The sequence below is a fragment of the Nitrospira sp. genome (assembly GCA_024760545.1).
Classification (GTDB): domain Bacteria; phylum Nitrospirota; class Nitrospiria; order Nitrospirales; family Nitrospiraceae; genus Nitrospira_D.
Genome location: CP060501.1, coordinates 3,484,741 through 3,507,563 on the forward strand (window position 1 = coordinate 3,484,741; position 22,823 = coordinate 3,507,563).

Consider the following 22,823-nt stretch of genomic DNA (forward strand, 5'->3'; position numbering starts at 1 on the left):
GACTGAAAGAGGGTTGCCCAAGCAAGCTCCAGGACACGCAAGGGCAAGACCAGTCAACGCGGCTGGAACGTCTTAGTTAAATGCTAGGCGCATAGAGGCGGCTTCGTCAAGCAGTATCTCCAGGGTACTCATCTTGTGCTCGATCCTACCTTATTCCACCTCTCTCTGGCCTACTCCAGGGAGCCGGGTCGAGTGCCGGGAAGGCTTTGGAGGATAACGAGAAGAAGTCTTGAGGGAAGTGGTCTCGCCGAATCGGAGCTGCTAGTGCGCCATCAGGTCCAACGTATCTTTCTAGCCGTGCTCGCAGAAGACATTTATGGCATCCGCGTCCAAAACCCTTGTAAATTCAAAAGTAGAGATAGTCGATTTCTCGAGGGGTTTGAATTATCCTAAAGCCCGTTCAAAAACTAATAACTTGGGAACGGGAGAGATGAAGCATCGCGCAGCCCTCAAAATGAGACTATCTATATGAGTGGTCGAAGCCCCATGCCGGGACTCATTCGACTGTAAGAATTGCAGCCTTTGGACGACGAACCGATAGGTCATGTCAGACCACTAGTAGACTCAGCGGTACTCTCCACAGGAACAGAGGTGGCCATGAAGATCACGGAGATCTGGAGATATCCGGTTAAGACAATGGCAGGCGAGAAACTGCAACGGGTACGCATTGGGCCGCTCGGAATTGAAGGCGACCGAGTTGTACATGTCGAGGACGCCCGGGGACGGGTAATCACCTCACGCTCTCATCCACGTTTCCTGGGTCATAAGGGTACGCTGGGTCTGGATGGCGAACCTCTGGTGGACCGTCGACCATGGGACAGTCCAGAGGTCGCCGTCGAGGTCACAGATATAGCTAGCCCAGGCGCGAAGCTGGTGCGCTACGACGGCATTGAACGCTTCGATGTACTGCCGTTGCTGGTGGCCACCGACGGTGCCATCGCCGCCTTCGGTCACGACCATCGCCGCTTGCGGCCCAACCTCGTGATCGGTGCCGTCCAGGGATTGACTGAGCGCGAATGGCCAGGCGGCTGCTTGCGTATCGGCACGGTGCTCATTGGGGTCCAGGATTTGCGCCTACGGTGCATCATGACTTCGTACGATCCTGACACGCAAGTCCAAGACAAAGAAATCACCCGCGGCATCTATCGGAGGTTCGAGGGCAAACTCGCGCTCAATTGCTTCGTGATCGAGAGCGGCGAAATCTCTGTGGGCGACAATGTGCAACTAGTCCGTGGCCGTGCTTGCGCTGAATCCGCCGCTGCCGCAGTCTTCACCGAGTAGCCTAACCAAGCCCAACAACAAGAGAGGTTCTAATGAACTACGTACCCGCCATCACAGACACCACAGTGCGGACCGGAACCATCGAGGTCCAAGGGCTCAACATCTTTTACCGCGAAGCGGGTAGGCCCGGTAGTCCCAAGCTTGTGTTGCTCCACGGCTTTCCAGCCTCATCGCATCAATACCGCAACCTCATTCCAGCGCTGGCACACAAGTTCCATGTCATCTCGATGGATTACCCCGGCTTCGGCAACAGCGCCTTGCCAGATCCGACCGAGTACTCATACACCTTTGACAAGACCTCGGACGTGGTCGAGGGTTTTCTGAACCAAAAAGGCTTCACCCGCTTCGGTCTCTTCGTGCAGGACTACGGCGGTCCGGTGGGCTTCCGCATCCTTGCGCGCCGCCCGGAATGGTTGGAATGGCTGATCGTCCAGAATACCAACGCCTATGAGGAGGGTTTCACGGCCGCCTGGGATGGTTTCCGCAACGCGCTGTGGAAGAAACGGACACCCGAATCGGAAAAGCCGCTCATGGGCTTCCTGGAAGTGGACGCTATCCGAAGCATTTATCTCCACGGGCACAAGAAACCGGAGTTGATCAGCCCGGACAACTGGAACATGGATGCTTGCTGCATGGGGCGTCCGCAGGCGCGGCGGATACAGATGGAATTCTTTTATGACTACCGCAACAACGTCACCCTCTATCCGAAGTGGCAAGAGTTTCTGCGCAGTCGCAGTCCCAAGACCATCATCTTCTGGGGCCAGGACGACATCTTCTTCACCCGCGAAGGCGGCGAGGCCTATTTCCGGGATTTGCCCCAGGCTGAAATGCATCGGCTCGATTCAGGCCACTTCGCGGTAGAGGACTGCCTAGAGTACATCGCCAGAAACATCCGTCGATTTTACGACGAGAAGGTGGCTGTCAGGTAGTGGGGTTATGGGACATGGCGACCTGGACTGAGTTTCCGTGCGCCGGTCAGCGTGGCCGTAGTGTGAAACCGCCAAACCTTCATTCCAGCGGCCCGGCTAAAGCCAGCGGTTGAAGTTACATGTCCTGTAGTTAATCGAGTCTGCAGATCTACATAGTGCCCATCAGAATATGGAGAGGAGCAAATTGCTTAAAGCAGTTCGGGGATACGGCGCCCACTCCCATTTGTTCACGGGCTTCCCAATGATGTCTCATGGCAACGTGTTCGTCTGGATATATCAGAATTTGTGCGACTAAAGTACGCCAAACATCCCGCTTGGATTACGCTTTCTAGCGGGTCCCGTCTCGTAAGAGATGGAACAAGTAACATCGATAAAATTCTAGTTCAGGACGTCAATGGCACCATCAATGAAAACGTCAAGAAGGTTGTTGCCGACATTCAAAATCGAAAGAGCTATCCAGAGACACACGCGCATCATCGTGACACACTATGGCGAACTGGATGCCATTTGTGTGGTTGACGAAGAGTGCCCCGAGCCGAAAAGTGGTGAAGTGCGGGTGAGAGTGTTGGCCGCAGGGGTCTCCTTGCCCGACCTGATGGTGCGGGAGGGCATCCATCCCGAAACGCCTCCACTGCCCTTCACGCCCGGGTGGGATTTAGTGGTTGAGGTGGATCGACTCGGCGCAGGTGTCTCCGGAGGTGAGCCAGGTCAGATGGTTGCCGCGCTGCCGATTCGAGGTGCGTACGAGGAATTCGTCTGCCTGCCACCCGATGAACTGGTGCCCGTACCATCGGGGTGAAACCGGTGTTGTTTCAACAAGATTTGATCGCCCTCTTCGAGCTCCTACACCAGCGGAAGATCCAGCCGTTGATCGCGCAGCGAATCCCATTTCCCAAGGCAAGGCGCGCACATGAGTTGCTCGGGACGGGAGGGGTGATAGGAAAGATCGTGCTTGTGCCCAACGAGTCGTCGCTTGAGTCGGGCGCATCATAGCAACGCCGTCCAGCTTTGGCACTACGTACGCGACGTAATACTATGTTCGCAGGCCACATCGGTGCAGCACTAGCCATCGGGCGGGCGGAACGGCGCGTCAATCTCGGTATTCTGGTCTTTGCCGCACTCCTCCTTGATGTCATGCTCTGGACCTTCATTCTTTTGGGGTGGGAATCAGTCGTCATTCGTGACAACTTTGCTGCCACCCACCAGCCGGAGTTTATCTTCCCCTATTCGCACAGTCTGCTCGCGGCCATTGCATCGTCCGCCCTGGCTGGTGCCGCCGCCTTCCTTTGGTATCCGCGAATGAACTCGCTGAAGTTACGCGCGGCGGTTTGCGTCGCCACTGCTGTCTTCTCACACTGGCTCCTGGATGCGCTCGTGCATATTCCCGAGCTACCGCTAGCGGGAGAGAATTCGTTAAAGGTGGGGCTTGGCATGTGGAGCAGAATGCCGGTGGCGCTCTCCGTCGAGGCGTTCATCACCATAGCGGGACTTTGCCTGTTTCTTGCCGGCAACCCAATCTCGCGAGCCAGGAAATTCTGGGTGACGGCACTGGCGTGTTCTCTGATGGCCTTCACTGCAGTTGGGATGACGGTTGCACCACCACCGCCTTCGGTCATGACAATGGCTTCCAGTTCGCTGGCCACCATCATAGTGGTCTGCGTGCTTGCCGGATGGCTGGGGAAACGAGCACCGTGAAGCATGAGCCGAACCATGCTCCGCTAATTATCCCCATTTTGTGCTCAAGCCCACATCACACCAACTCATCCCATCCAACTCCAGCCAAGAAGGTGCTTTGGTTTAAACTACTGATAGCATTGGCCTGAGTGAGCCTGAGTAGGATGGAATGGGACAGCTAAAAAGCTTTCCTAACCCGCGGGTTCTATAAGTTGTTTTAATAGTCGAACAGTATGCGCCGATGGTGAGGTTTGCAGTCTGACTGTTCGATTCTCTCAATACACAATCGCCGGGCGTTTACCTTTGACGATCAACAGTAGCCGTTTGAATTGTAACGGCTTGTCGGGATCACGCGTATAGTGGGTGGGATCTTCTGAGACTTCGACGTCGCTGAGCGGGAGCGACAGCTTCTGTTTGAGGTGCGGCACGGTCGTTTCCAACGCCACATCCACCAGCCGCTCCGTGCAGGCGAGCACCTCGCTGTTGATATCGCGCTGATCGTCAAACTGGACGGTGACCCGTTCTTCAGGGTTGATCCAGGGGGTGATGAGGGCTACCTTTTCTGCGCGGCTCATGGCGGAGGGAGTGTCCATCATGCTGCATCATACTCCCAGACGTTCCCTCAATGGCACTCGGATTTTCCCTCAGTGTTTCCTATTCCGGCGAGATGCCCAATCCTCCCAGCAGCGGCATGAGGCTGTCCTCCCCAGGTCCTTTTCCCTCCTTCGAGGCTGTGCTGATCTCAGAGAGTAGTTGCTCTGCTTCGGGACTCAGTTGCCGTAACTTCTCTCCAAGATGACCGGACATCAGTCCTTGCTTGATCTCGTTGTCCGTGAGTTTGCCGTCTTTGATCCCTTGTTGGAGGATCTGTGCCAGCGATTGGACCTTTGCCAGGACGTCGGGAGGCATCCCCTTCAGGATGTTGGCTGCATCCTGTCGGCCAGCCCCGAGTTGGGCATAGCATGGAACGGCCAACCACATTGAAAGCGCCACAATCGCGATCATCTGCTTCCCTGTCAATGCCATCGCCGCCTCCTTCGTTTGACATGACGACCAAGTCATCCCCCAAATGCTGCATGATGTTTGCCAGTTTTAGACGAGAATGGAAGGAGCACTGGGTCGGAGGGTGGGGGAGCACGCGCTTCAACCGCCGAAGGCGGCACGACTCCGTACTCATTGATCAAACAGCGAATTCTTTAGGCGACTCGTCTGTTAGTTGGTATTGTCTATCAACTAATCCTGTAGGTGGAGGAGCGCGCCGATGCTTGACGGCTGGGTATTTCCGGACATAACGGTTCATTTGGTGGCCATCCTCTGCCTACTCGTCGTGTGGCAGTACTACCAGATGCAAATCATGGCTGGTCGCATTCTTGCCGTCGATATCTTCGATCGCTCCGGCATTCGTATGTATGTCTATGTCACGCCTGCTGCAGACCATATCTGCGAGGTGTGCGCGAAATCGAGCGGCCGAGTGTTCTTGCCCTCTCAGGTGGCGAAGAAACACTTTTCTCCTCTTGCCGGGAAGTGTAAACGACCGACTCCCTGTCTCGGAGCGCTGGTCGGACTGTACGGAGGGTGGTTGGAAGCACGAGGGGTGTTGGAGCACCTGCGCAAGAACATGAAAAAAGGCGGCATTCAGTTGTCAGCCGAAGAAGTGCGGGCCTTGGTGAACGGGCAGTGGGAGCGTTGTATCAGCGCGGAAACAGATCGTCTGGGCGTCCATATGATCGAAGCGCTCTCCTATGAAAAGATCAATCAAGATGTCTCGGTCGTGGGATACCGCTTTGTGGCGAACGAGTCGAAAGAAGTCCGGCATTTGATGTTTCTCGTTCCGGCCTATCTCCGCCTCATGCACTTGCTGCTTGAAGCGGGCGAAGAGGCGGAGGCGCTTGAGGTCATCGACCGATTTGAGAATCGGTTCCCGCCGACCAAACACGGTCCGCATTTCCCATCGGACGAGCAGCGGGATATGATGACGACAAGAAAATCCCAGCTGATGAAAGGCCTGCCGCTCAGGATCCCGGCCTAGCGGCAGACTTGTAGATACAGTCCTCGAACTCTTCCACAACGTCATCACAACGAAATTCAATAACCAGCCGATCAGTAGTTTGTTTCGAGGCTGGTCGGTGTCTTGTTGAGCACGGTCGCGGCAGCTTGCGACAGGATCGCGTCGTGATTGTGGTCGGGAGAATAAATCCGAAACTGAACGAGTCTCGTGGGAAGAAGGTCCAAGAATTCTTCCAGTGGCTCAGCGGAAACCTGGCCCGTCCCAGGGTCATACACGTATAAGGCGTTTCCACGGCGATCCTTGGGATCGGGGCGTGGGTCCAACAGGGCCATGTCCACCCGAAATGGGAGCCGCTTCAAACCGGCCGGTAGTTCTTTGATGATCTGTTGCTCAAAGTGCCGATGGCTGGGGAATGCCATTCCGCGTTCCTGCCCTTTTTCTTTCAAGGTCGTGCTGTAGGCCATCTTCCATTTGACGTCGCGGTTCAGGATTCTCGCCCACTCATCCCCCAATTGTCGGCGGGCCTTGTGGCGAGACTGTTTCCACCCGCGGACCTCCTCCAAGAGCGACCAGTCCGTCAGGGTACGATAATCGGCCATGTGCTTTTGTGGGTTGTTCGGGCAGAGCAGCTTCATGGTCTGGCCGAAGATGTCCCGCAAATGGATGTCGATCGCTCTGGTGGTTCGATGGAAATAGACGTTGGAGTAGAGGTACATCCTGGTGTTCAGGAACATTTGGAGTGCCGGGAGTCCGGTCTTGTGAATGGTGAACCCTTTCTCGGTCACGATCGTGTAATGAATCAACCGTGTCAGATCGACCGGACCCACCGCCACGCCGCACATATATGAATCCCTCAAGACGTAGTCCAGATTGTCTCCGGTATAGCTTCCGGAAATCACCGGCTGGAGCATGTTCAGCCATCGAGGGAGTCGGGAATTATCTTTCCCTTTTTCTTTGAGGATCAGATGGGCGATCTGGTCCGGATTCAGCTCTTCTCCCTTCGCGAAAGGGCCTGAGGGGCTCCGGCGGATTTTCTTGATCAGCGGCGCCAAATGTTCCCGGATGATGATCTGCCCCAAACGTTCATGGGTCAGGCCGAAGGCATGGAGATAATTGTCATCGAAGAAATGGCAAAACGGTCCGTGTCCGATATCGTGAACCAAGGCCGTTATTCGTAAGAGCTCTTCTACATAATTGGCCGACGGCACATCTTTGACGGCTTTCTTGAGAAACGGATACAGGTGTCTGGCGAATCGCCCCGCCACGTGCATCGTCCCCAAGGAGTGGACGAATCGGGTATGCTCGGCCGAGGGATAGACCCACCGGGCACTCTGCAGCTGATAGATGTACCGCAGCCGCTGAACCCAGGGCGAATCGATCAGGTCCTTCTCGGTGTGCTCGTGGGGATCCGGGTCGGCGTAAGGAACGGTGAACGTAACGTACTTGTGGATCGGATCGGCAATGAGTGCCGATCCATCATATGGCGCGTTCGGTCGGTCTGCTGATTCCATGGCGTGAGAGCATCTTAGCCCACCTGGTCCGAAGGCGGCAACGGCTTGGCCGCGGGCATGTCCGGCTCTCTGCGGTGTTTGACCACTAAGAGATATGCAGCCGGGTAGGATAGCAAGGCACCCAGCACGCTCAGCACGAGCCCTCCCAGTATGAAGGGAGCGGCGTACGGAAGCACTTGCTCATAAATTCCGCTGAAACTCAAATCATGCCAATCGAAATTCGGTGCATCGGTTCGTCCCAAGAGCAATGCGCCGGTCCAATAGGTGGCGCCCAGGATTGGAATGATGGTCCACGGATTGTTGACGAAGGCGCCGGCGAGCAAAGCGATCAAATTGAGACCGAACAGCCAGGTGCACAGCACCGCCATGGCGGTGTGAAGACCGTAAGCCGGAGAAAACGCGATGAAGACACCGACTGCGAACGCCAGTGCAGTGCGTTGGGGGGACTCCTGCAAATGGAGCACTTGCCGCAGCAACGCACGGAATGATCGGGGCCCTCGAGCAGAGGGATGTTTGCTCGCGTCTGACATCAGTGGAAATGCTCATAACTGGTTACCGGCATGGGCAGGATCCGGCCATCGGATGTCATCTGCATTCCAAACCGCTGTGGGCGAATCGTGCCGATGCAGGTCACACGATAGCCTCGCACGCGGGCCTGCCGCTCGAGGAGTTCGCGATTCTTCGGCGAAGCGGTGAACAGGAGTTCGTAGTCTTCACCTCCGGTGAGCGCGAGTTGAACCGGCGAGACTCCAACGGCCTGAGCATAGGCGCGGCAGGCCGACGAGATCGGTATCTTCCCGAGTTCTACTTCCGCGCCGACACGACTTTCCTCGCAGATGTGCCGGAGATCGCCGGAGAGGCCGTCGGACACATCGATGGCAGCGGATGCCAGCCGTTCACTGTTGAGCCACTGGCCTTCGGCGACCCTGGCCGTCGGATAGAAATGGCGACGCATGAGAAACTGTCGATGAGAGTGAGACAAGGGAGCGCTCCGCGTGCCCGAGGAACGGGAGCGTTTGCCGCGCCCCGACAGCCGGAGACCCGCGAGCGAATCTCCGAGTGTGCCAGAGACAAAAATCTGATCTCCCACTTTGGCGCCATGACGAAACAGCGCCCGGTGTTTGGTGCTGGTTCCAATCAGGGTGATGCTGAGAAAAAGTCCGGCCATGGATGCCGAAGTATCTCCCCCGACGAGGGCAACTCCATAGAGCCGGCAGGCCTTCATCAAGCCTCCGTACAACTCGTCGACTTGCGGCCGCTTGAATGTTTTCGGGATCGCGAGGGCAACGAGCAGATAGCGAGGGACTGCTCCCATCGCGGCAATATCGCTGAGGTTGGCCATGGCGGCTCGATATCCGACTGACTCAGGGGCGGCGGACTTCAAGTCAAAATGGATGCCCTCAGCGAGCAAATCCGTCGTGAGGTGCCACCACGCCGGTGCGGTTGTCGCAATCACGGCCGCATCGTCGCCGATGCCTTGGACGAGCCCTGACGCATGCCGGGCAAACCGGCGCTGGAGATCGCGGATCAGGGCAAATTCCTGGAGGGCTGGTTTGGCCTTACGACGGGCCACGACACGATCCTATGTGCGAGTTGGGGGTCGGCTCGCCATCAGAGTGGCAGGGAGTTCGTGCGGCCGTCGACCTTTGCCGGGACGCATGGGACGGATACGGGTCGGCGCTGAAGGTGCCGACGGCCTCTGAGATGTCGACGGAGTCTTGGTCCGTCTGCGCAGGGCGATTTTCATGACGTCGTCCATGGTATCGACGAACGCCAATTGAATGCCTTTGAGGAGATGTTTGGGAATTTCCTCCAGGTCCTTCTTATTCCGACGCGGGAGGATCACGGTGGTGAGCTTGGCCCGTTTCGCCGCCAAAATCTTTTCCTTGAGTCCTCCGATCGGGAGCACACGGCCGCGCAAGGTGATCTCTCCGGTCATGGCCAGGTCTCTTCTCGCCGGAGTACCAGAAAACGCCGAGGCGATGGCGGTCGCCATCGTGATACCGGCCGAGGGACCGTCCTTGGGGATAGCGCCGGCCGGGACATGGATGTGCAGGTCCTGCTTGCTGAACATGCCGGGGTTGAGGTTCAAGGTTTTTTCACGTGAACGGACGTAACTCAGCGCCGCCTGGGCGGACTCCTTCATGACGTCTCCCAGGTGGCCGGTGAGGGTCAATTGACCTTTCCCCTTCATCACGGTCGCCTCGATGTACAGGACATCACCACCGGCTTCGGTCCACGCGAGGCCGGTGGCCACGCCGATTTCGTCTTTTTCCAGTTCCGCTTCCGGCACATATTTGGGGACGCCCAAATATTTATGGAGATTGGAAGGATCAATGGGGAACCCTTGAGCTTTGCCTTCGGCGACTTTCTTGGCGACTTTGCGCATTACGTTGGCGATTTCGCGCTCAAGATTTCGTACACCGGCCTCCCGCGTGTAATGCGAGATAATTTGCCGGATCGCCGGTTCCGTCAATCGGACATGCTTCCCGGTGATCCCGTGCTCTTCGAGCTGACGGGGAATCAGGTATTTCTGCGCAATGCCGAGTTTTTCTTCCTCGGTATACCCTGGGATTTCGATGACCTCCATGCGGTCGCGCAGCGCGGGAAGGATCGGGTCGATCAAATTCGCCGTGGTAATGAACATCACTTCGGTCAGGTCGAACGGGACCCCGAGGTAATGGTCGGTGAACGCGCTGTTCTGTTCCGGGTCGAGGACTTCCAGCAAGGCCGCAGAGGGGTCGCCCCGAAAGTCCATACCGACTTTGTCCACTTCGTCGAGCATAAACACGGGATTTGCGGTGCCCGCTTGCTTCATCCCTTGGATGATGCGTCCGGGTAAGGCCCCCACGTACGTGCGTCGATGTCCGCGGATTTCGGCCTCATCGCGCACACCGCCCAAGCTGATACGGACGAATTCCCGTCCCAATGCGCGGGCGATCGATTTCCCCAGCGACGTCTTGCCAACTCCGGGAGGGCCGACGAAGCAGAGAATCGGACCCTTCATCTTTTCTTTCAGTTTGCGGACGGCCAGATACTCCAAAATTCGCTCTTTGACCTTTTCGAGGTCATAGTGATCGTCGTTCAACACCTTGGCGGCGGCCTTCAGCTCAAGGTTGTCTTTCGACCGCTTCGACCACGGTAGTTCGACCATCCACTCCAGATAGGTCCGCACGGTCGCCGATTCGGCGGTGTCGGGGTGCATCTTTTCGAGACGCTTGAGCTGTTTTTCGGTCTCCTTCAAGACCTTGTCGGGCATCTTGGCATCTTTGATCCGCTTGCGGAATTCGGTGATTTCTTCCGCCCGTTCGTCGAGCTCGCCCAATTCTTTTTGAATGGCTTTCAGCTGCTCTCGCAGGAAGTACTCACGCTGGGTCTTGTCCATCTCCCCTTTGGCCTGCGCCTGGATCTTTTGCTGCATGGATAGGACTTCGATCTCTTTCCCGAGAATGTCGCTCACCTGGCGAAGACGCAGGATCGGGTCGGAGATCTCCAAGACCGCTTGAGTGGCGTCGACTTTGAGTCCGAGATTGGACGCGACCATATCGGCCAAGCGGCCGGGCTCTTCGAGGTTCTCGATGACGACCATGACGTCGGGAATCAAAACCTTCCCCAAACTCACGATTCGTTCGATCTGTTCTTTCACCGTCCGCATGACGGCTTCGGCCTCGAGTGTGGTCGCCGTCGACTTCGTATCGGCCAGTTTGTCGATGCGAACCGAATAGTACGGGTCGGTCTGAATGTATTTGGTGATCTTCGCTTTGGCGATGCCCTGCACCAAAATTTTGATGCGTTCGTCCGGCAACTTCAGCATGCGCATGATGATGCCGACGGTGCCGATCGAGTGGATGTCTTTGGGGGCAGGGTTCTCGACGTCGAGCGCTTTCTGTGTCGCCAGGAAAATCATCCGGTTGCCGGCAAGGGCGGCCTCGATGGCTTTGATCGACATGTCGCGTCCGACGAAGAGGGGGAGCACCATATACGGAAAGACGACGATATCGCGGACCGGCAGCAGCGGGAGCTGAGTGGGGACCTCAATGTTTTGAGGAGGCTGAATCTCTTGCTCGTTTGGATCGGTCATGTGTGTGCCTGTTCTCTGATAGAGAGGGAAGGTTCACCCAACCATGTTCGGCCTGCTGAACCTTTCGACAGAGTGCTCATCAAGACTGATGGGATTAACCCCGGCGATTCATCGATGTGGTGTGCATTCTGGTCGAAAGGTAGTCGCGGAATTCCGCTCCTAATGCCGGATTCTTCAATGCAAACTCGACGGTGGCGATCAAAAATCCCAGTTTGTCTCCGGCGTCATGGCGTTGTCCCTCCACCTCAAGCGCGTACATCGGAGATCGTCTCGCGAGCTCCTTGAGGGCATCGGTCAACTGAATTTCTCCGTTCTTTCCGGGCGCGGTTTTTCTCAAAATAGGAAAGATTTCCGGAGGAAGGATATATCGGCCGATCACAGCCAGCGTTGACGGAGCATCGACCGGCGCCGGTTTCTCAACCAGACCTTCGACTCGATGCAGGCCATGGGCGACGCGCTTGGGCGTCACAATGCCGTACCGGCTGACGTCCGCCTTCGGAACGTCCTGGACTCCCAGCACCGCCCCATGCCGCTTCTTGTAGACGTGGACCAATTGCGCAAGCGCCGGAACATGGGCATCGATGATCTCATCGCCGAGTATGACCGCGAACGGTTCATCGCCGATTAAGTGTTGCGCACACAACACGGCATGGCCGAGGCCAAGGGCCTCGGATTGCCGCACGTAGCAGAAATTGGCCAGATTCGAAATCTGTCGCATTTGATGGAGGATCTGACTCTTGCCGGTGCCTTTCAAATTTTCTTCCAACTCGACGGACCGATCAAAATGGTCTTCGATGGCGCGCTTGCCGCGGCCGGTGATCACGATGATGTCTTCAATGCCTGAAGCGACCGCTTCTTCGACCGTATATTGAATGAGCGGCTTATCGACCAGGGGCAGCATTTCTTTGGGTGAAGCCTTTGTGGCGGGAAGGAAGCGTGTCCCAAGGCCGGCAGCGGGAATGACCGCTTTTCTGACTGCGAATCGTGACATGGGTGGATACTATGTGATGGGTTGTGTGAAGTCAAGAAACAGACAAACTCATCGCATCGCCTGCGCGGACTTGTCGGAAGATTTCAGGACGATACTCGATTACACGCTGTGTCCTGGCGGAACAATCGCATGAGGATATGACGCGTGGTGGTGTCGCAAGCGCGCGCTTCGATCATGGTAATGACTCGAAACTGCATGATGTGGCGTTCAGGCTCGTTGACAGTTGGGGAGCTATACGATCATGGCCTGCATCGCGATCGATATCCTTCGCGGGCACCGGCCAAATTCGAATCGGAGGACAGGTCACTCCTTTACAATGTGGAATGACCCCAATATAATCCGGAAGTTTTGCGTGGGTGGTTTATGCGCGGACGACCTCGCCGGGGAGTAAGCTGGCTGAGCGTTTTCTGACAGAGCGCTTCCGCGGTTCAGTCCCCGATCCGGAGCAGGACAGTGCCGAATGATCGGGATGGGGCGTGTGCGGTCACGTGCGATGAGGACTTGTGAGATGAATCCGGCTGTATCATCCATCTCTGCATTTCGCTACAGGAACCCTCATCGGTGACCCAGTATGTCGTCCACAGACCTCGATGTTTCGTGGTCGCTGTCATGGTGTTCTCTGTGTTATGGGGGGTGCTCGACGCGCTTGCTCAGACACCGGAAGTCAAGGTGACGTCGATTGAGATCCGGGGGGTCAAGCGCATCGAAGTCCCGGCCATTGCCGGCCGGCTCACATTGAAAGCCAACGATCCCTATACGCCGGAAAATGTGCGTGGCCAAGTGAAGATCTTATATGATACGGGCTTTTTCGAGGATGTGCAGGTTGAAACCGAATCGGTCGCCGAGGGAATGTCCGTGACGTTTGTCGTGCGGGAGAAGCCGTTCATCACCGAGATCGTCTTCGACGGCAATCAAAGCTTGACGGATGAAAAGCTGAAGGAAAAGACGACCATCAGGAATCAGACATTCCTCGACCAGCAACTGGTGAAGGAAAGTACCGAGAATATCCGCCAAGCCTACCAGCATGATGGGTATTACAACGCTCAAGTCACGCCGGTGATTGAGACGTTGGATGAGGATCGAAAACGCCTGATGTTCCATATCATCGAGGGGGAGAAAGCGAGAATCAAAACGGTGGTATTTGAAGGACTCCGCGCGGCGACCAAAAACGAGATGTTCGCGGTCATGTCGACGAGGGAGTGGATTCCTTGGTATGGATTCTTTACCAAGTGGAAGCTCCCTTCCGTTGTGTCCGATGCCGGTGTGCTCAAACGGGACGAGCTGACGAACGATGTGGAGCGGCTCAAGGAAGTGCTGTTGAACAAGGGGTACTTCAATGTCCGAGTCGGCCAGCCTGCGGTTGAGCTGAGCGAGGACAAGCAGTGGTTCATCATCACCTATCACATTTCCGAAGGGGAGCCGTTCACCATCGGTGAAATCGGGTTTCGAGGGCATACGGTCTTTGAAGAGCCGGAGCTTCGCGAAGGATTGCGGATGAAAGAGGGGGAGATCTTTCAACGAGCCAAAATCCGAGATGAGATCACCCGGTTGACGGATATGTATGGAAGCAAGGGGTACTCCTTTGCGGAAGTGATGCCCGGGGTGAATCCGAACAATGAAGAGCGGACGGTGGGTATCATTTTCAATATCAAAGAAGGCGAGATGATGCGCATACGTCAGATCAATATCTACGGGAATGACAAGACGCGGGACAATGTCATACGCCGGGAAATTCGAGTCGATGAACAGGACGTGATCGACACGGCCTCACTGAAACGAAGTTTCCAACGGTTGAACAACCTAAATTTCTTCGAAACGGTCGAAATCTTGCCGGCGCAAATCTCAGCCGACAAGGTTGATCTGAATGTGCGTGTGAAGGAAAAGCCAACCGGGATGTTCAGCCTCGGCGGAGGGTTCAGCACATTGGACCGGCTTGTGGCGATCGCCGATATTACCCAGGGTAACTTAGGAGGGTATGGTTACCTTGGACGTATTCGGGGGCAGCTTGGACAGCGAAGAAGCCTGGGTTCCATCACGTTCCGCAATCCTTACCTGAACGATTCATTGACCTCGTTGCAGCTGGACGGCTATAGCAGCTTTACGAACTACCTCTCGTATTTTGAGCAACGAACCGGAGGGAACATCACGCTCGGTCGCTGGCTATCGGAGTATGTCACCGGGAGCGTCAGCCTCTTTGCGGAGCAAATCAGGTTTAGTGATCCTCAGTTCGGGATCTGTCCGGATCTGGTTCCCATCGTCTGTCGCCAGTTGGGAACCCGGTCGTCAACGGGATTTCGGACGACCATGTTCAGAGACACCAGAGACTACTATATCGATCCTCGATCAGGCTGGCGGATTGGAGGAGGGTTTGATGTCGGCACTCCATATATGGGGGGGACCAACAATTTCATCAAGTATTACGTGGATGTGATCAAGGTCACCCCTCTTCCCTTTGATCTGAGAACGTCGTTGCGGGCACGGTATGGAGAGGTCAAAGCGATGGGGGGGACGGAAGTTCCGCTGAACGAGCGATTCTTCGTCGGCGGCATCAACACGATGCGAGGGTTTGCCTTCGGTCGGGCCGGTCCCACGGTTCCCACGACACATGCGCCGTTCGGCGCCGTCAGGCAATTGATTTTCAATGCCGAACTGATTTTTACGATTTCTACCGAGGCAAAGTTGAACGGCGTCATCTTTTTCGACTATGGGAAGGGTTTTGATGATGGTGAACCGTTGTCGATCGATTTAAGACCTGCCGCCGGTTTAGAGGGGCGCTGGATCTCTCCCTTTGGTCCGTTGCGTGTTGCCTATGGGATCAATCTTGATGCCCGTACCGGTGAGCGGTTCGGGGTTTTCGAGTTTACGATCGGGACATTGTTTTAGTCGGAGTTGTAACGTGGCTGGTTTGAACAGGAATTCGCGGTGGGGTCGGGTGCGGTGGATCGAATGGATATCGATATCGGCGGTCATTGCCATCCCATTGGTGTTCGGCGGATGCGTTGGATCTGGAGCCAAGGTCGACGGCAAGGTGGGTGTGATCAATTCGCAGCGCTTGCTCAACGAGACCAATGCAGGCAAACGTGCCAAAGACAATCTGGCCTCCTTTTCAAAAAATCGGCAGGCGTTGATGGAATTGGAGGAGCGAGAGTTGCGGCGGATGGAAGAGGACTTCATCAAGCAGTCCTCCATCCTCAGCCCGACGGCCAAACGGGATCGGGAAGAGCAATTTCGCCGGCGCATGCAGGAGTATCAGCAAAAGGCGGCGGAGTTGAATCGGGAGGTTCAGGAAAAACAAAAGGACGTGCTGGAAGGGTTTCGTGACAAGCTCGAGATGGTGGTTGCGAAGGTCGCCAAGCGCCTGGGGCTGCAGGTCATTGTGGATAAAAGTAAGGGCGGCGCGACCATCTATCATGAGGAGGGGTTGGACATTTCAAGCCAAGTGATCGAAGAGTTCAACCGAGAGTTTCCCTAGCATCTGGAGGTAGGTCATGATGGGTGCAGCGAGAGCGATAGTGATAGGCATCGTGTTATCGCTGGTGCAGTGGGTGGGGCCGCTTTTCGCCAACGACACGCTCCGCGTCGGTGTCATGGATCAACAGATGGTCATGGAACGGAGCAAGGCTGGGAAGCTGGCTCTTGAAGATGTGAAGGGATATTCCATGACCAGGCAAAAGATCATCAATTCGGATGAGCAAGAGCTCAAGGATCTGGAACAGTCCTTACAAGATCCGAATGCCAAGCTCACCGACACGGCAAGGCAAGAAAAGGAAGAGCAGCTGCGGGGGAAGGTGGAAGCGTATCAGCGCCGTCTTCAAGAGTTCAATCGCGAGGTCCAACTGAAGCAGCGCGAGATGGTTGCGGAATATTCACGAAAGATCGCCGTAGCGGCTCAAGCCGTGGCTCAGAAGGAGGGCTATACGGCCATCCTTGATAAAGGCAGTGACGCATTGCTGCGCGTCGTGCTGTATCATCAACCGGCGTTGGATGTGACGGAGTTGATCATCAAGGAGTTTGATCGGCAGAACCCTTAACATCGGATTTATCTCTGCAGAGAGGAGGCAGCGTCGATGGCATCCGTCGAACAAGCTGAAATTCAGACATTACTTCCGCACCGGTATCCTTTTTTGCTGGTGGATCGGGTCAAAGAGTTTGAGCCGCATAAGAGGATTGTCGGGTTCAAGAACGTGACGGTCAATGAGCCGTTTTTTCAGGGACATTTCCCGGGACGCCCCGTTATGCCTGGGGTGCTCATCATTGAGGCGATGGCTCAAGTCGGCGGCGTGCTGGTCTTCAAGTCGGGAGGGCCGATCGGAAAAACCACTTTGTATCTAACGGGTATCGATGAGGCCAAGTTCCGGAAGCCCGTGGTTCCTGGCGATCAGCTTCGTTTTGAGATCGAAGTGATCAAGAAACGTCCACCGTTCTGGAAAATGCAAGGGAAAGCATTCGTAGACAACGAAGTAGTGTGCGAAGCGGTGGTGACCGCCATGGTGATGGAGGAGAAGACCGAAACACGGCAATAATGAGTCGTCATGCGGCAATCTCTGGGATCAAAGATGTGGAGTGCCGACGAAACAGTGAGGCGGCGGCTGACGAATAGTCGTTGACGTTTGATGCGTGTAAAGGGGGCAAGTGTGAAGATACATCCAGCAGCGATCGTCCATCCCAAGGCGAGTCTCGATGATGATGTAGAAATAGGACCGTTTTGTGTAATCGGGGAACACGTCTCGATCGGAAAAGGCAGCCGACTGCTTTCCCATGTGACTATCGATGGATGGACAGAGATCGGGGAGCGGAACGAAGTGCACCCGTTCGCTTCGATCGGAGGGCCACCTCAACATCTGGGCTACAAGGGAGAGCCGACCAAGGTCATCATCGGTCATGACAACGTCATTCGCGAATATGTCACCGTCAATCGAGGAACTGTGCAAGGAGGCGGGGTGACGTCGATCGGATCAAAGAGTGTTCTGATGGCCTACGTGCATATGGCGCATGATTGCCATGTCGGCAATCATGTGATCATGGCCAATGCAGCAAGTCTGGCAGGACATATCACGATTGGCGATCATGCGATCATCGGCGGATTGACGGGCATTCACCAGTATGTCCGTGTCGGGGACTACGCGATGGTTGGCGCGTGTTGTGGCATTGGCCAGGATGTCCCGCCGTTTATGTTCGCCGCTGGCGGGTATCGGGCGCACCTGTACGGCCTCAATTCAGTCGGCCTGCAGCGGCACGGGTTTTCAAACGATCGGATCGCTCTGCTCAAAAAAGCGTTTGATCTCCTTTTTCGGGAGGGGCATCGGATGGCCGAAGCGATTCGATTGGCCAAGAAGCAATTCAAAGGGCAGGCCGATGTGGCCAGGATTCTCACGTTTATAGAAGGAACCAAACGCGGAATCTCGCGAGTTGTCAGCATCGATCTGGATCTTGAATTTGATCAGGAAGTGCGAAATCAGTCGTTATGACCGAGGCAGTGTCCATACCAGACGGGCGAATCGGGGTGATCGCCGGGAATGGCCGATTCCCGATCATATTCGCAGATAATGCCCGCAAGATGGGCCTTCAAGTCTATGCGGTGGCTCACGAAGGCGAAACCGAGCCCGAGCTCGAGCAGCATGTCGATCGTATTCATTGGGTCAAGATCGGCCAGCTCAACAAGTTGATCAACGCCTTCAAGACCGACGGTGTTCAGAAAGTGGTAATGCTGGGGGGAATCAAGAAAACCCACATCTATAGCAAAGCGCGGCCTGATTTTCGGGTGTTGGCCTTGGCCACTCGATTGGTGCTTTGGAAGGACGATGATATCCTGCGGGCACTCGCCGCAGAACTCGAAAAAGATGGCATCACGATTTGCGAGTCGACATTCGGTCTCGAGGGGATTTTGGTCCAGGAAGGGACCTTAACATCTCGCCAACCGACCAAGAAAGAGTGGGTCGACATCCGTTATGGTTGGGAGGTGGCCAAGGAAACCGGGCGTCTGGACATCGGCCAATGTGTGGTGGTCAAGGATCGGGTGGTTGTCGCAGTCGAGGCGGTCGAAGGAACCGATGAGGCGATCAAGCGCGGAGGAGAGTTGGCGAAGGACGGTGCAGTCGTCGTGAAGCGGTGCAAGCCGCAGCAGGATCTTCGGTTTGATCTGCCTGCCGTCGGGCCTCGAACCATTGAGGTCATGCGCTCCGCCAAGGCCTCAGTGCTTGCCGTTGAAGCGGGTCGGTCTGTGATACTGGATCGGGACGTGCTCCTTCGCGAGGCAGAGGAAGCCGGAATCGCCGTGGTGGGGGTCGCTCGCGAAGAGGAGTCGAGCGGGACGACGGCAGTGAACGGCTGATTCGAACGAATCCGACGGTCGATTGATCGGTCGATCGATCTCACAAGTGCAATCCGTGGTTGGATTGCAAGACTCTCCACGGTGTTACCAAACAGGTGTATGGTCAAGCTTCGTGCCGGTGTGATCGGGGTCGGCCATCTCGGGCAACACCATGCGCGCCTGTATGCCTCGTTGCCGGACTCGACACTGGTCGGTGTGACTGATCAACACCACGGGCGGGCGTCCGTCATCGCCGAGAAATACGGCGCACAGGTATTCGATGCCCTGCCCGATCTCTTGAGGCAGGTCGATGTTGTCAGCATCGCCGTGCCCACATCGGGTCACTATCCCCTTGCCAAAGCCTGTCTCGAGGTCGGGAAACATGTCCTGGTGGAGAAGCCGCTCGCTGTGCTGCCCATGGAGGCAGAGGAACTTGTAGGGTTGGCAGAGCGTAATGGATGTACGCTGCAAGTAGGGCACAGCGAGCGGTTTAACCCGATCATGCAGATGATGCGGCCGCTCATTCGGCGGCCGGTGCTGTTCGAGTGTCATCGCCTGGGAACCTATAGTGAGCGAGGCACCGATGTCGACGTCGTCCTGGATTTGATGATTCATGATCTGGACCTGGTGCTGTCCTGCAATCCGGGCCCGATAGAAGACGTGCGGGCCGCCGGGATATCGGTGCTTTCTTCGACGTGCGACGTGGCCAACGCGCGGATCCAGTTTGGAAACGGGTGTATTGCCAATTTGACCGCCAGTCGAACCTCACCGAAGGCGATGCGACAATGGCGGGTCTTCCAGCCCGACAGTTCCCTATCAATCGATTTCCAGTCCCGCCGGGGGGCGATCGGACGCCGCTCGACTGAGCCCGGCCGGAAACCGATCATGACGGTTGAAGAGATTCATGCCGGCGATGATGAGCCTCTGAAATTGCAGCTTGAATCGTTCCTCCGGGCGATTCGCGAGAAATCTCGTCCGGTCGTTTCGGGTGAAGACGGAGCGGCCGCTCTGAAGCTCGCCCATCACGTGCTATCCGCAATAAGCGCGGATGTGCGGCGGAATGCGTAGGCATGCTCTTGTGGCGCGATTGCACAGGGGAGGTGCCGGCACTTCTCGAATCGCCATTACCATCTGTGGCATTGTAGAGCAACATGGCGCGTATCCTGATCGTGACGGGTGAAGCTTCCGGGGACCTCCATGGGGCCAACCTTGCTAGAGCCTTGAAAGCATGTGACCCCCATGTGTCGTTGGCCGGGATCGGAGGCCGCGCGATGGAGGCGGCCGGTGTGCAATTGGTGCAGGAGATGGGGCAATTCGACGTCATCGGTATGGTCGGCCCGTTGGCGTTCGTGTCGATCATACGGCGGTTTTTGATGATGCGGCGGCTCTTCCGCTCCAAACAGTGGGATACCGTGGTGTTTATCGATCACCCGGGACTGAACCTCCGCTTTGCGTATTTTGCCAAGGCGGCCGGCTTGCGTGTGGTCTATTATATTGCGCCGCAGATCTGGGCTTGGGCTCCTTGGCGGATTCATTGGATCAAGCAGCGGGTCGATCACGTCCTGGTGATCCTTCCCTTTGAGAAGCCGATTTACGACGAAGCGGGTGTGCGGTGTACGTTTGTGGGCCACCCCATATTGGACGCCGTCGCCGGCCACTACGATCGGAAGGCGCTTCGGATCAGTTTCGGCCTTTCCCCAGCCCGCCGTGTCATTGCCTTGTTGCCGGGGAGCCGGGCGCACGAAGTACAGGTGTTGTTGCCGATCCTCATCGAGGCAGCGGAGAAATTGGCAAGGCGCGAACCTGAAACCGAGTTTTTGTTGGCACAGGCCTCGACCATTCACGATAATCTGTTGCAGCCTCTCTTGGCACAGAGCACGGTTTCCATCACCGTGGTGAAGGAACAGGCCAATGAAGTGATGGCTGTTTCGGATTTGGTGCTGGTCGCCTCGGGTACGGCGACCCTGCAAGCGGCGGTGGTGGGAACTCCCATGGTGTTATTCTATCGGACCAAGGCCCTGACCTTTTGGGCTGCGAGTTTGGTGCACAGGTTCTTGATTCGAGTCAAGTGGATCGGGCTGGTGAATCTCGTGGCGGGTCGGACCGTTGTGCCGGAATTGATCCTATCGGCGGCGACGGGACAACGATTGTACGAAGAGGCCCTTCGGATCTTGGAAGATCGATCAGCGTACGATGAAATGAAACGGGATTTGGCAACGGTGCGAGCTGCCCTTGGAGAGCCGGGCGCGTCAACTCGAGCGGCAGAGATGGTATTGGCAGCATGTCAGGCCTAGCGCGATTCAAGCGGCTCATGCGCTATGTGAAACCGTACCGGGTGCGGTTTCTGGCGGCCTTCGCCTGCTCCGCGCTGGTGGCGGTATTGAGCGGAGCCTACGCGTGGCTGGCACGCCCTGTTCTCGACGACATTTTTATCGAGAAAAACGAGCAGATGTTGATGGTGCTGCCGTTGGCCCTTTTCGGAATCGCGACGCTCAAGGCCGTATTCAGTTATGGTGTGGGATATTTAATGGCGTATGTCGGCAATCGCGTCGTGGCGGACATCCGACAGGAATTGTTTCAACAGCTCATGCGGATGTCGGTCGGGTTTCACGACGCCAACACGTCGGGCCGCTTGGTTTCTCGGGTCGTGAACGATGTGGGGATGATGGCCAACGCCGCCTCGAGCGTCGTGAAGGATATTTTTCAGAACGGCCTTACCTTTCTTGCCATGATCGGTGTCATTCTCTATCAGAATTGGAAGTTGGCCGGACTCTCTCTGATTGTGATTCCGCTCTCGGCGCTGACCATGGTGCGGGTCGGCCGGCGATTGAAGCGATTGGCGACCAGTGGACAGGAGCAACTGGGCGATATGTCCTCAACGCTGCAAGAAACGCTGTCTGGCATCCGAATGGTGAAAGCATTCGGGCGGGAAGACGCGGAGGCTGAGCGATTTGCGGAACGAAACCGTAAAGTGCTCTCGACGACTCTCAAGAGCAATCAAGTCTGGTCGATCGGCCACTCTCAGATGGAGGTCATCGGAGTGATCGGCGTCGCGACCATTATTTGGTACGGAGGCTATTTGGTCATCAACGGATCGATGACCCCCGGCGCCTTTTTCTCGTTCATGGCGGCAATGTTCATGGCCTACACCCCGATCAAAAAATTGTCGGGGTCCAATAATCTCATTCAACAGGCGCTGGCAGCCGCGGAACGCGTCTTCGACGTGCTGGACCTTGACACTGAACAGTCCCATGATCACGGGACGTTACCCTTGACCAGGATCAAGGACTCCATCGAATTTCAGAATGTCTCATTGCGTTATGAGAACCACACGATCCAGGCGCTGGCGGATATCGATCTTTCGATTCGGGTCGGTGAAGTGGTGGCGCTGGTTGGAAGCAGCGGGAGCGGAAAAACGACATTGGTCAGTTTACTGCCTCGCTTCTATGAACCGACTGCGGGGCGCATTCTCCTGGACGGTGTTCCTCTGAGCTCCTATGAGTTGAAATCGCTGCGTGCCCATATCGGGATTGTGTCGCAAGAAACCATCTTGTTTGACGATACGATTCGAAACAATATCGCATTCGGACGGACGGACGCCAGCCAGGCCGAGGTTGAGCAGGCGGCCACGCTGGCCTATGCACATGACTTTATTCTCCGGTCGCCGGAAGGGTACGATACGATTATTGGAGAGCGGGGGGTCAAGCTATCGGGCGGCGAGCGGCAGCGTCTTGCTATCGCCAGGGCTATTCTTCGGGATCCGCCTGTGATGATCCTGGATGAAGCAACCTCGGCCCTCGACACCGAGTCCGAACGGATCGTGCAGTTGGCCTTGGCCAATTTGATGAAGAATCGGACGACGCTCGTGATCGCCCATCGGCTCTCCACCATTCAAAACGCGGATCGTATTGTCGTCTTGGATCGAGGGACTATTGTTGAAATGGGTTCTCATGAGACACTGCTGCAACAGGGAGGCGTGTATCGCCGGCTGCATGCCATGCAATTTCAGGATGTGACGAGTGTCTGAGCTTATCAAAT

Annotated in this window: 22 protein-coding genes; 15 read left to right on the plus strand and 7 right to left on the minus strand. The window is 56.1% G+C overall.

Annotated features, from left to right (window positions below):
- Positions 1-597 precede the first annotated feature (597 nt).
- The 5 genes from H8K03_16560 to H8K03_16580 all read left to right on the plus strand — a co-directional run bounded on the left by H8K03_16560 (position 598) and on the right by H8K03_16580 (position 3,905).
- The gene (locus H8K03_16560) at positions 598-1,281 is read left to right on the plus strand and encodes an MOSC N-terminal beta barrel domain-containing protein (protein ID UVT19387.1); all 684 of its coding nucleotides are present in this window, start codon (positions 598-600) and stop codon (positions 1,279-1,281) included.
- Positions 1,282-1,313: 32 nt separating this feature from the next.
- Complete coding sequence (locus tag H8K03_16565) at positions 1,314-2,210, plus strand: alpha/beta hydrolase (protein ID UVT19388.1); 897 nt, start codon at positions 1,314-1,316, stop codon at positions 2,208-2,210.
- A gap of 406 nt (positions 2,211-2,616) precedes the next feature.
- On the plus strand, positions 2,617-3,009 hold the full coding sequence (locus tag H8K03_16570; protein UVT22523.1) for an alcohol dehydrogenase catalytic domain-containing protein: 393 nt from the start codon (positions 2,617-2,619) through the stop codon (positions 3,007-3,009).
- A gap of 5 nt (positions 3,010-3,014) precedes the next feature.
- Entirely contained in the window at positions 3,015-3,203 is a 189-nt protein-coding gene (locus H8K03_16575) for a zinc-binding dehydrogenase (GenBank protein ID UVT19389.1), read from the plus strand.
- 42 nt (positions 3,204-3,245) lie between these two features.
- A complete protein-coding gene (locus H8K03_16580; protein ID UVT19390.1) occupies positions 3,246-3,905 on the plus strand; it encodes a hypothetical protein in 660 nt (219 codons plus the stop codon).
- Positions 3,906-4,159: 254 nt separating this feature from the next.
- Here H8K03_16580 and H8K03_16585 read toward each other — a convergent pair whose 3' ends face one another.
- Both H8K03_16585 and H8K03_16590 read right to left on the minus strand, forming a co-directional pair.
- On the minus strand, positions 4,160-4,480 hold the full coding sequence (locus tag H8K03_16585) for a hypothetical protein (protein ID UVT19391.1): 321 nt from the start codon (positions 4,478-4,480) through the stop codon (positions 4,160-4,162).
- 58 nt (positions 4,481-4,538) lie between these two features.
- Positions 4,539-4,910, minus strand: coding sequence for a hypothetical protein (locus tag H8K03_16590; GenBank protein UVT19392.1), 372 nt, complete (start codon positions 4,908-4,910; stop codon positions 4,539-4,541).
- A 235-nt stretch (positions 4,911-5,145) separates the two neighbouring features.
- Between H8K03_16590 and H8K03_16595 the strand changes: the two genes are divergently transcribed.
- Positions 5,146-5,913 (plus strand): hypothetical protein, encoded by a 768-nt coding sequence (locus tag H8K03_16595; protein ID UVT19393.1) that lies wholly within the window; start codon positions 5,146-5,148, stop codon positions 5,911-5,913.
- Positions 5,914-5,984: 71 nt separating this feature from the next.
- Here the strand turns inward: H8K03_16595 and H8K03_16600 are convergent, their stop codons facing one another.
- The 5 genes from H8K03_16600 to galU all read right to left on the minus strand — a co-directional run bounded on the left by H8K03_16600 (position 5,985) and on the right by galU (position 12,475).
- Complete coding sequence (locus H8K03_16600) at positions 5,985-7,403, minus strand: HD domain-containing protein (protein UVT19394.1); 1,419 nt, start codon at positions 7,401-7,403, stop codon at positions 5,985-5,987.
- 14 nt (positions 7,404-7,417) lie between these two features.
- Positions 7,418-7,933: a DUF2062 domain-containing protein gene (locus tag H8K03_16605; GenBank protein ID UVT19395.1), complete on the minus strand. Its 516-nt coding sequence runs from the start codon at positions 7,931-7,933 to the stop codon at positions 7,418-7,420.
- Positions 7,933-8,976 carry a thiamine-phosphate kinase gene (gene thiL / locus H8K03_16610; GenBank protein UVT19396.1) on the minus strand — a complete coding sequence of 348 codons (1,044 nt, stop codon included), beginning with the start codon at positions 8,974-8,976 and terminating at the stop codon, positions 7,933-7,935. Before thiL ends, H8K03_16605 begins: the two co-directional genes overlap by 1 nt.
- Before the next feature lie 9 nt (positions 8,977-8,985).
- A complete protein-coding gene (gene lon, locus H8K03_16615; GenBank protein UVT19397.1) occupies positions 8,986-11,484 on the minus strand; it encodes an endopeptidase La in 2,499 nt (832 codons plus the stop codon).
- A 94-nt stretch (positions 11,485-11,578) separates the two neighbouring features.
- Positions 11,579-12,475 (minus strand): UTP--glucose-1-phosphate uridylyltransferase GalU, encoded by an 897-nt coding sequence (gene galU, locus H8K03_16620; GenBank protein ID UVT19398.1) that lies wholly within the window; start codon positions 12,473-12,475, stop codon positions 11,579-11,581.
- A 609-nt stretch (positions 12,476-13,084) separates the two neighbouring features.
- Here galU and bamA point away from each other — a divergent pair.
- The 9 genes from bamA (at position 13,085) to msbA (ending at position 22,812) form a co-directional block, all read left to right on the plus strand.
- Positions 13,085-15,358 (plus strand): outer membrane protein assembly factor BamA, encoded by a 2,274-nt coding sequence (gene bamA, locus H8K03_16625; protein UVT22524.1) that lies wholly within the window; start codon positions 13,085-13,087, stop codon positions 15,356-15,358.
- A 13-nt stretch (positions 15,359-15,371) separates the two neighbouring features.
- Positions 15,372-15,947: an OmpH family outer membrane protein gene (locus H8K03_16630; GenBank protein ID UVT19399.1), complete on the plus strand. Its 576-nt coding sequence runs from the start codon at positions 15,372-15,374 to the stop codon at positions 15,945-15,947.
- 16 nt (positions 15,948-15,963) lie between these two features.
- A complete protein-coding gene (locus tag H8K03_16635) occupies positions 15,964-16,506 on the plus strand; it encodes an OmpH family outer membrane protein (GenBank protein ID UVT19400.1) in 543 nt (180 codons plus the stop codon).
- A 36-nt stretch (positions 16,507-16,542) separates the two neighbouring features.
- Entirely contained in the window at positions 16,543-16,998 is a 456-nt protein-coding gene (gene fabZ, locus H8K03_16640) for a 3-hydroxyacyl-ACP dehydratase FabZ (GenBank protein ID UVT19401.1), read from the plus strand.
- Between the two features lie 90 nt (positions 16,999-17,088).
- Positions 17,089-17,943: an acyl-ACP--UDP-N-acetylglucosamine O-acyltransferase gene (gene lpxA, locus H8K03_16645; GenBank protein ID UVT19402.1), complete on the plus strand. Its 855-nt coding sequence runs from the start codon at positions 17,089-17,091 to the stop codon at positions 17,941-17,943.
- Positions 17,940-18,806, plus strand: a complete 867-nt coding sequence (gene lpxI / locus H8K03_16650) for a UDP-2,3-diacylglucosamine diphosphatase LpxI (protein UVT19403.1) — start codon at positions 17,940-17,942, stop codon at positions 18,804-18,806. The genes lpxA and lpxI overlap by 4 nt, the downstream gene beginning before the upstream one ends.
- Positions 18,807-18,905: 99 nt before the next feature.
- Positions 18,906-19,853 carry a Gfo/Idh/MocA family oxidoreductase gene (locus tag H8K03_16655; GenBank protein ID UVT19404.1) on the plus strand — a complete coding sequence of 316 codons (948 nt, stop codon included), beginning with the start codon at positions 18,906-18,908 and terminating at the stop codon, positions 19,851-19,853.
- Between the two features lie 83 nt (positions 19,854-19,936).
- Positions 19,937-21,079, plus strand: a complete 1,143-nt coding sequence (gene lpxB / locus H8K03_16660) for a lipid-A-disaccharide synthase (protein ID UVT19405.1) — start codon at positions 19,937-19,939, stop codon at positions 21,077-21,079.
- A complete protein-coding gene (msbA, locus tag H8K03_16665; protein UVT19406.1) occupies positions 21,067-22,812 on the plus strand; it encodes a lipid A export permease/ATP-binding protein MsbA in 1,746 nt (581 codons plus the stop codon). The genes lpxB and msbA overlap by 13 nt, the downstream gene beginning before the upstream one ends.
- Positions 22,813-22,823 lie beyond the last annotated feature (11 nt).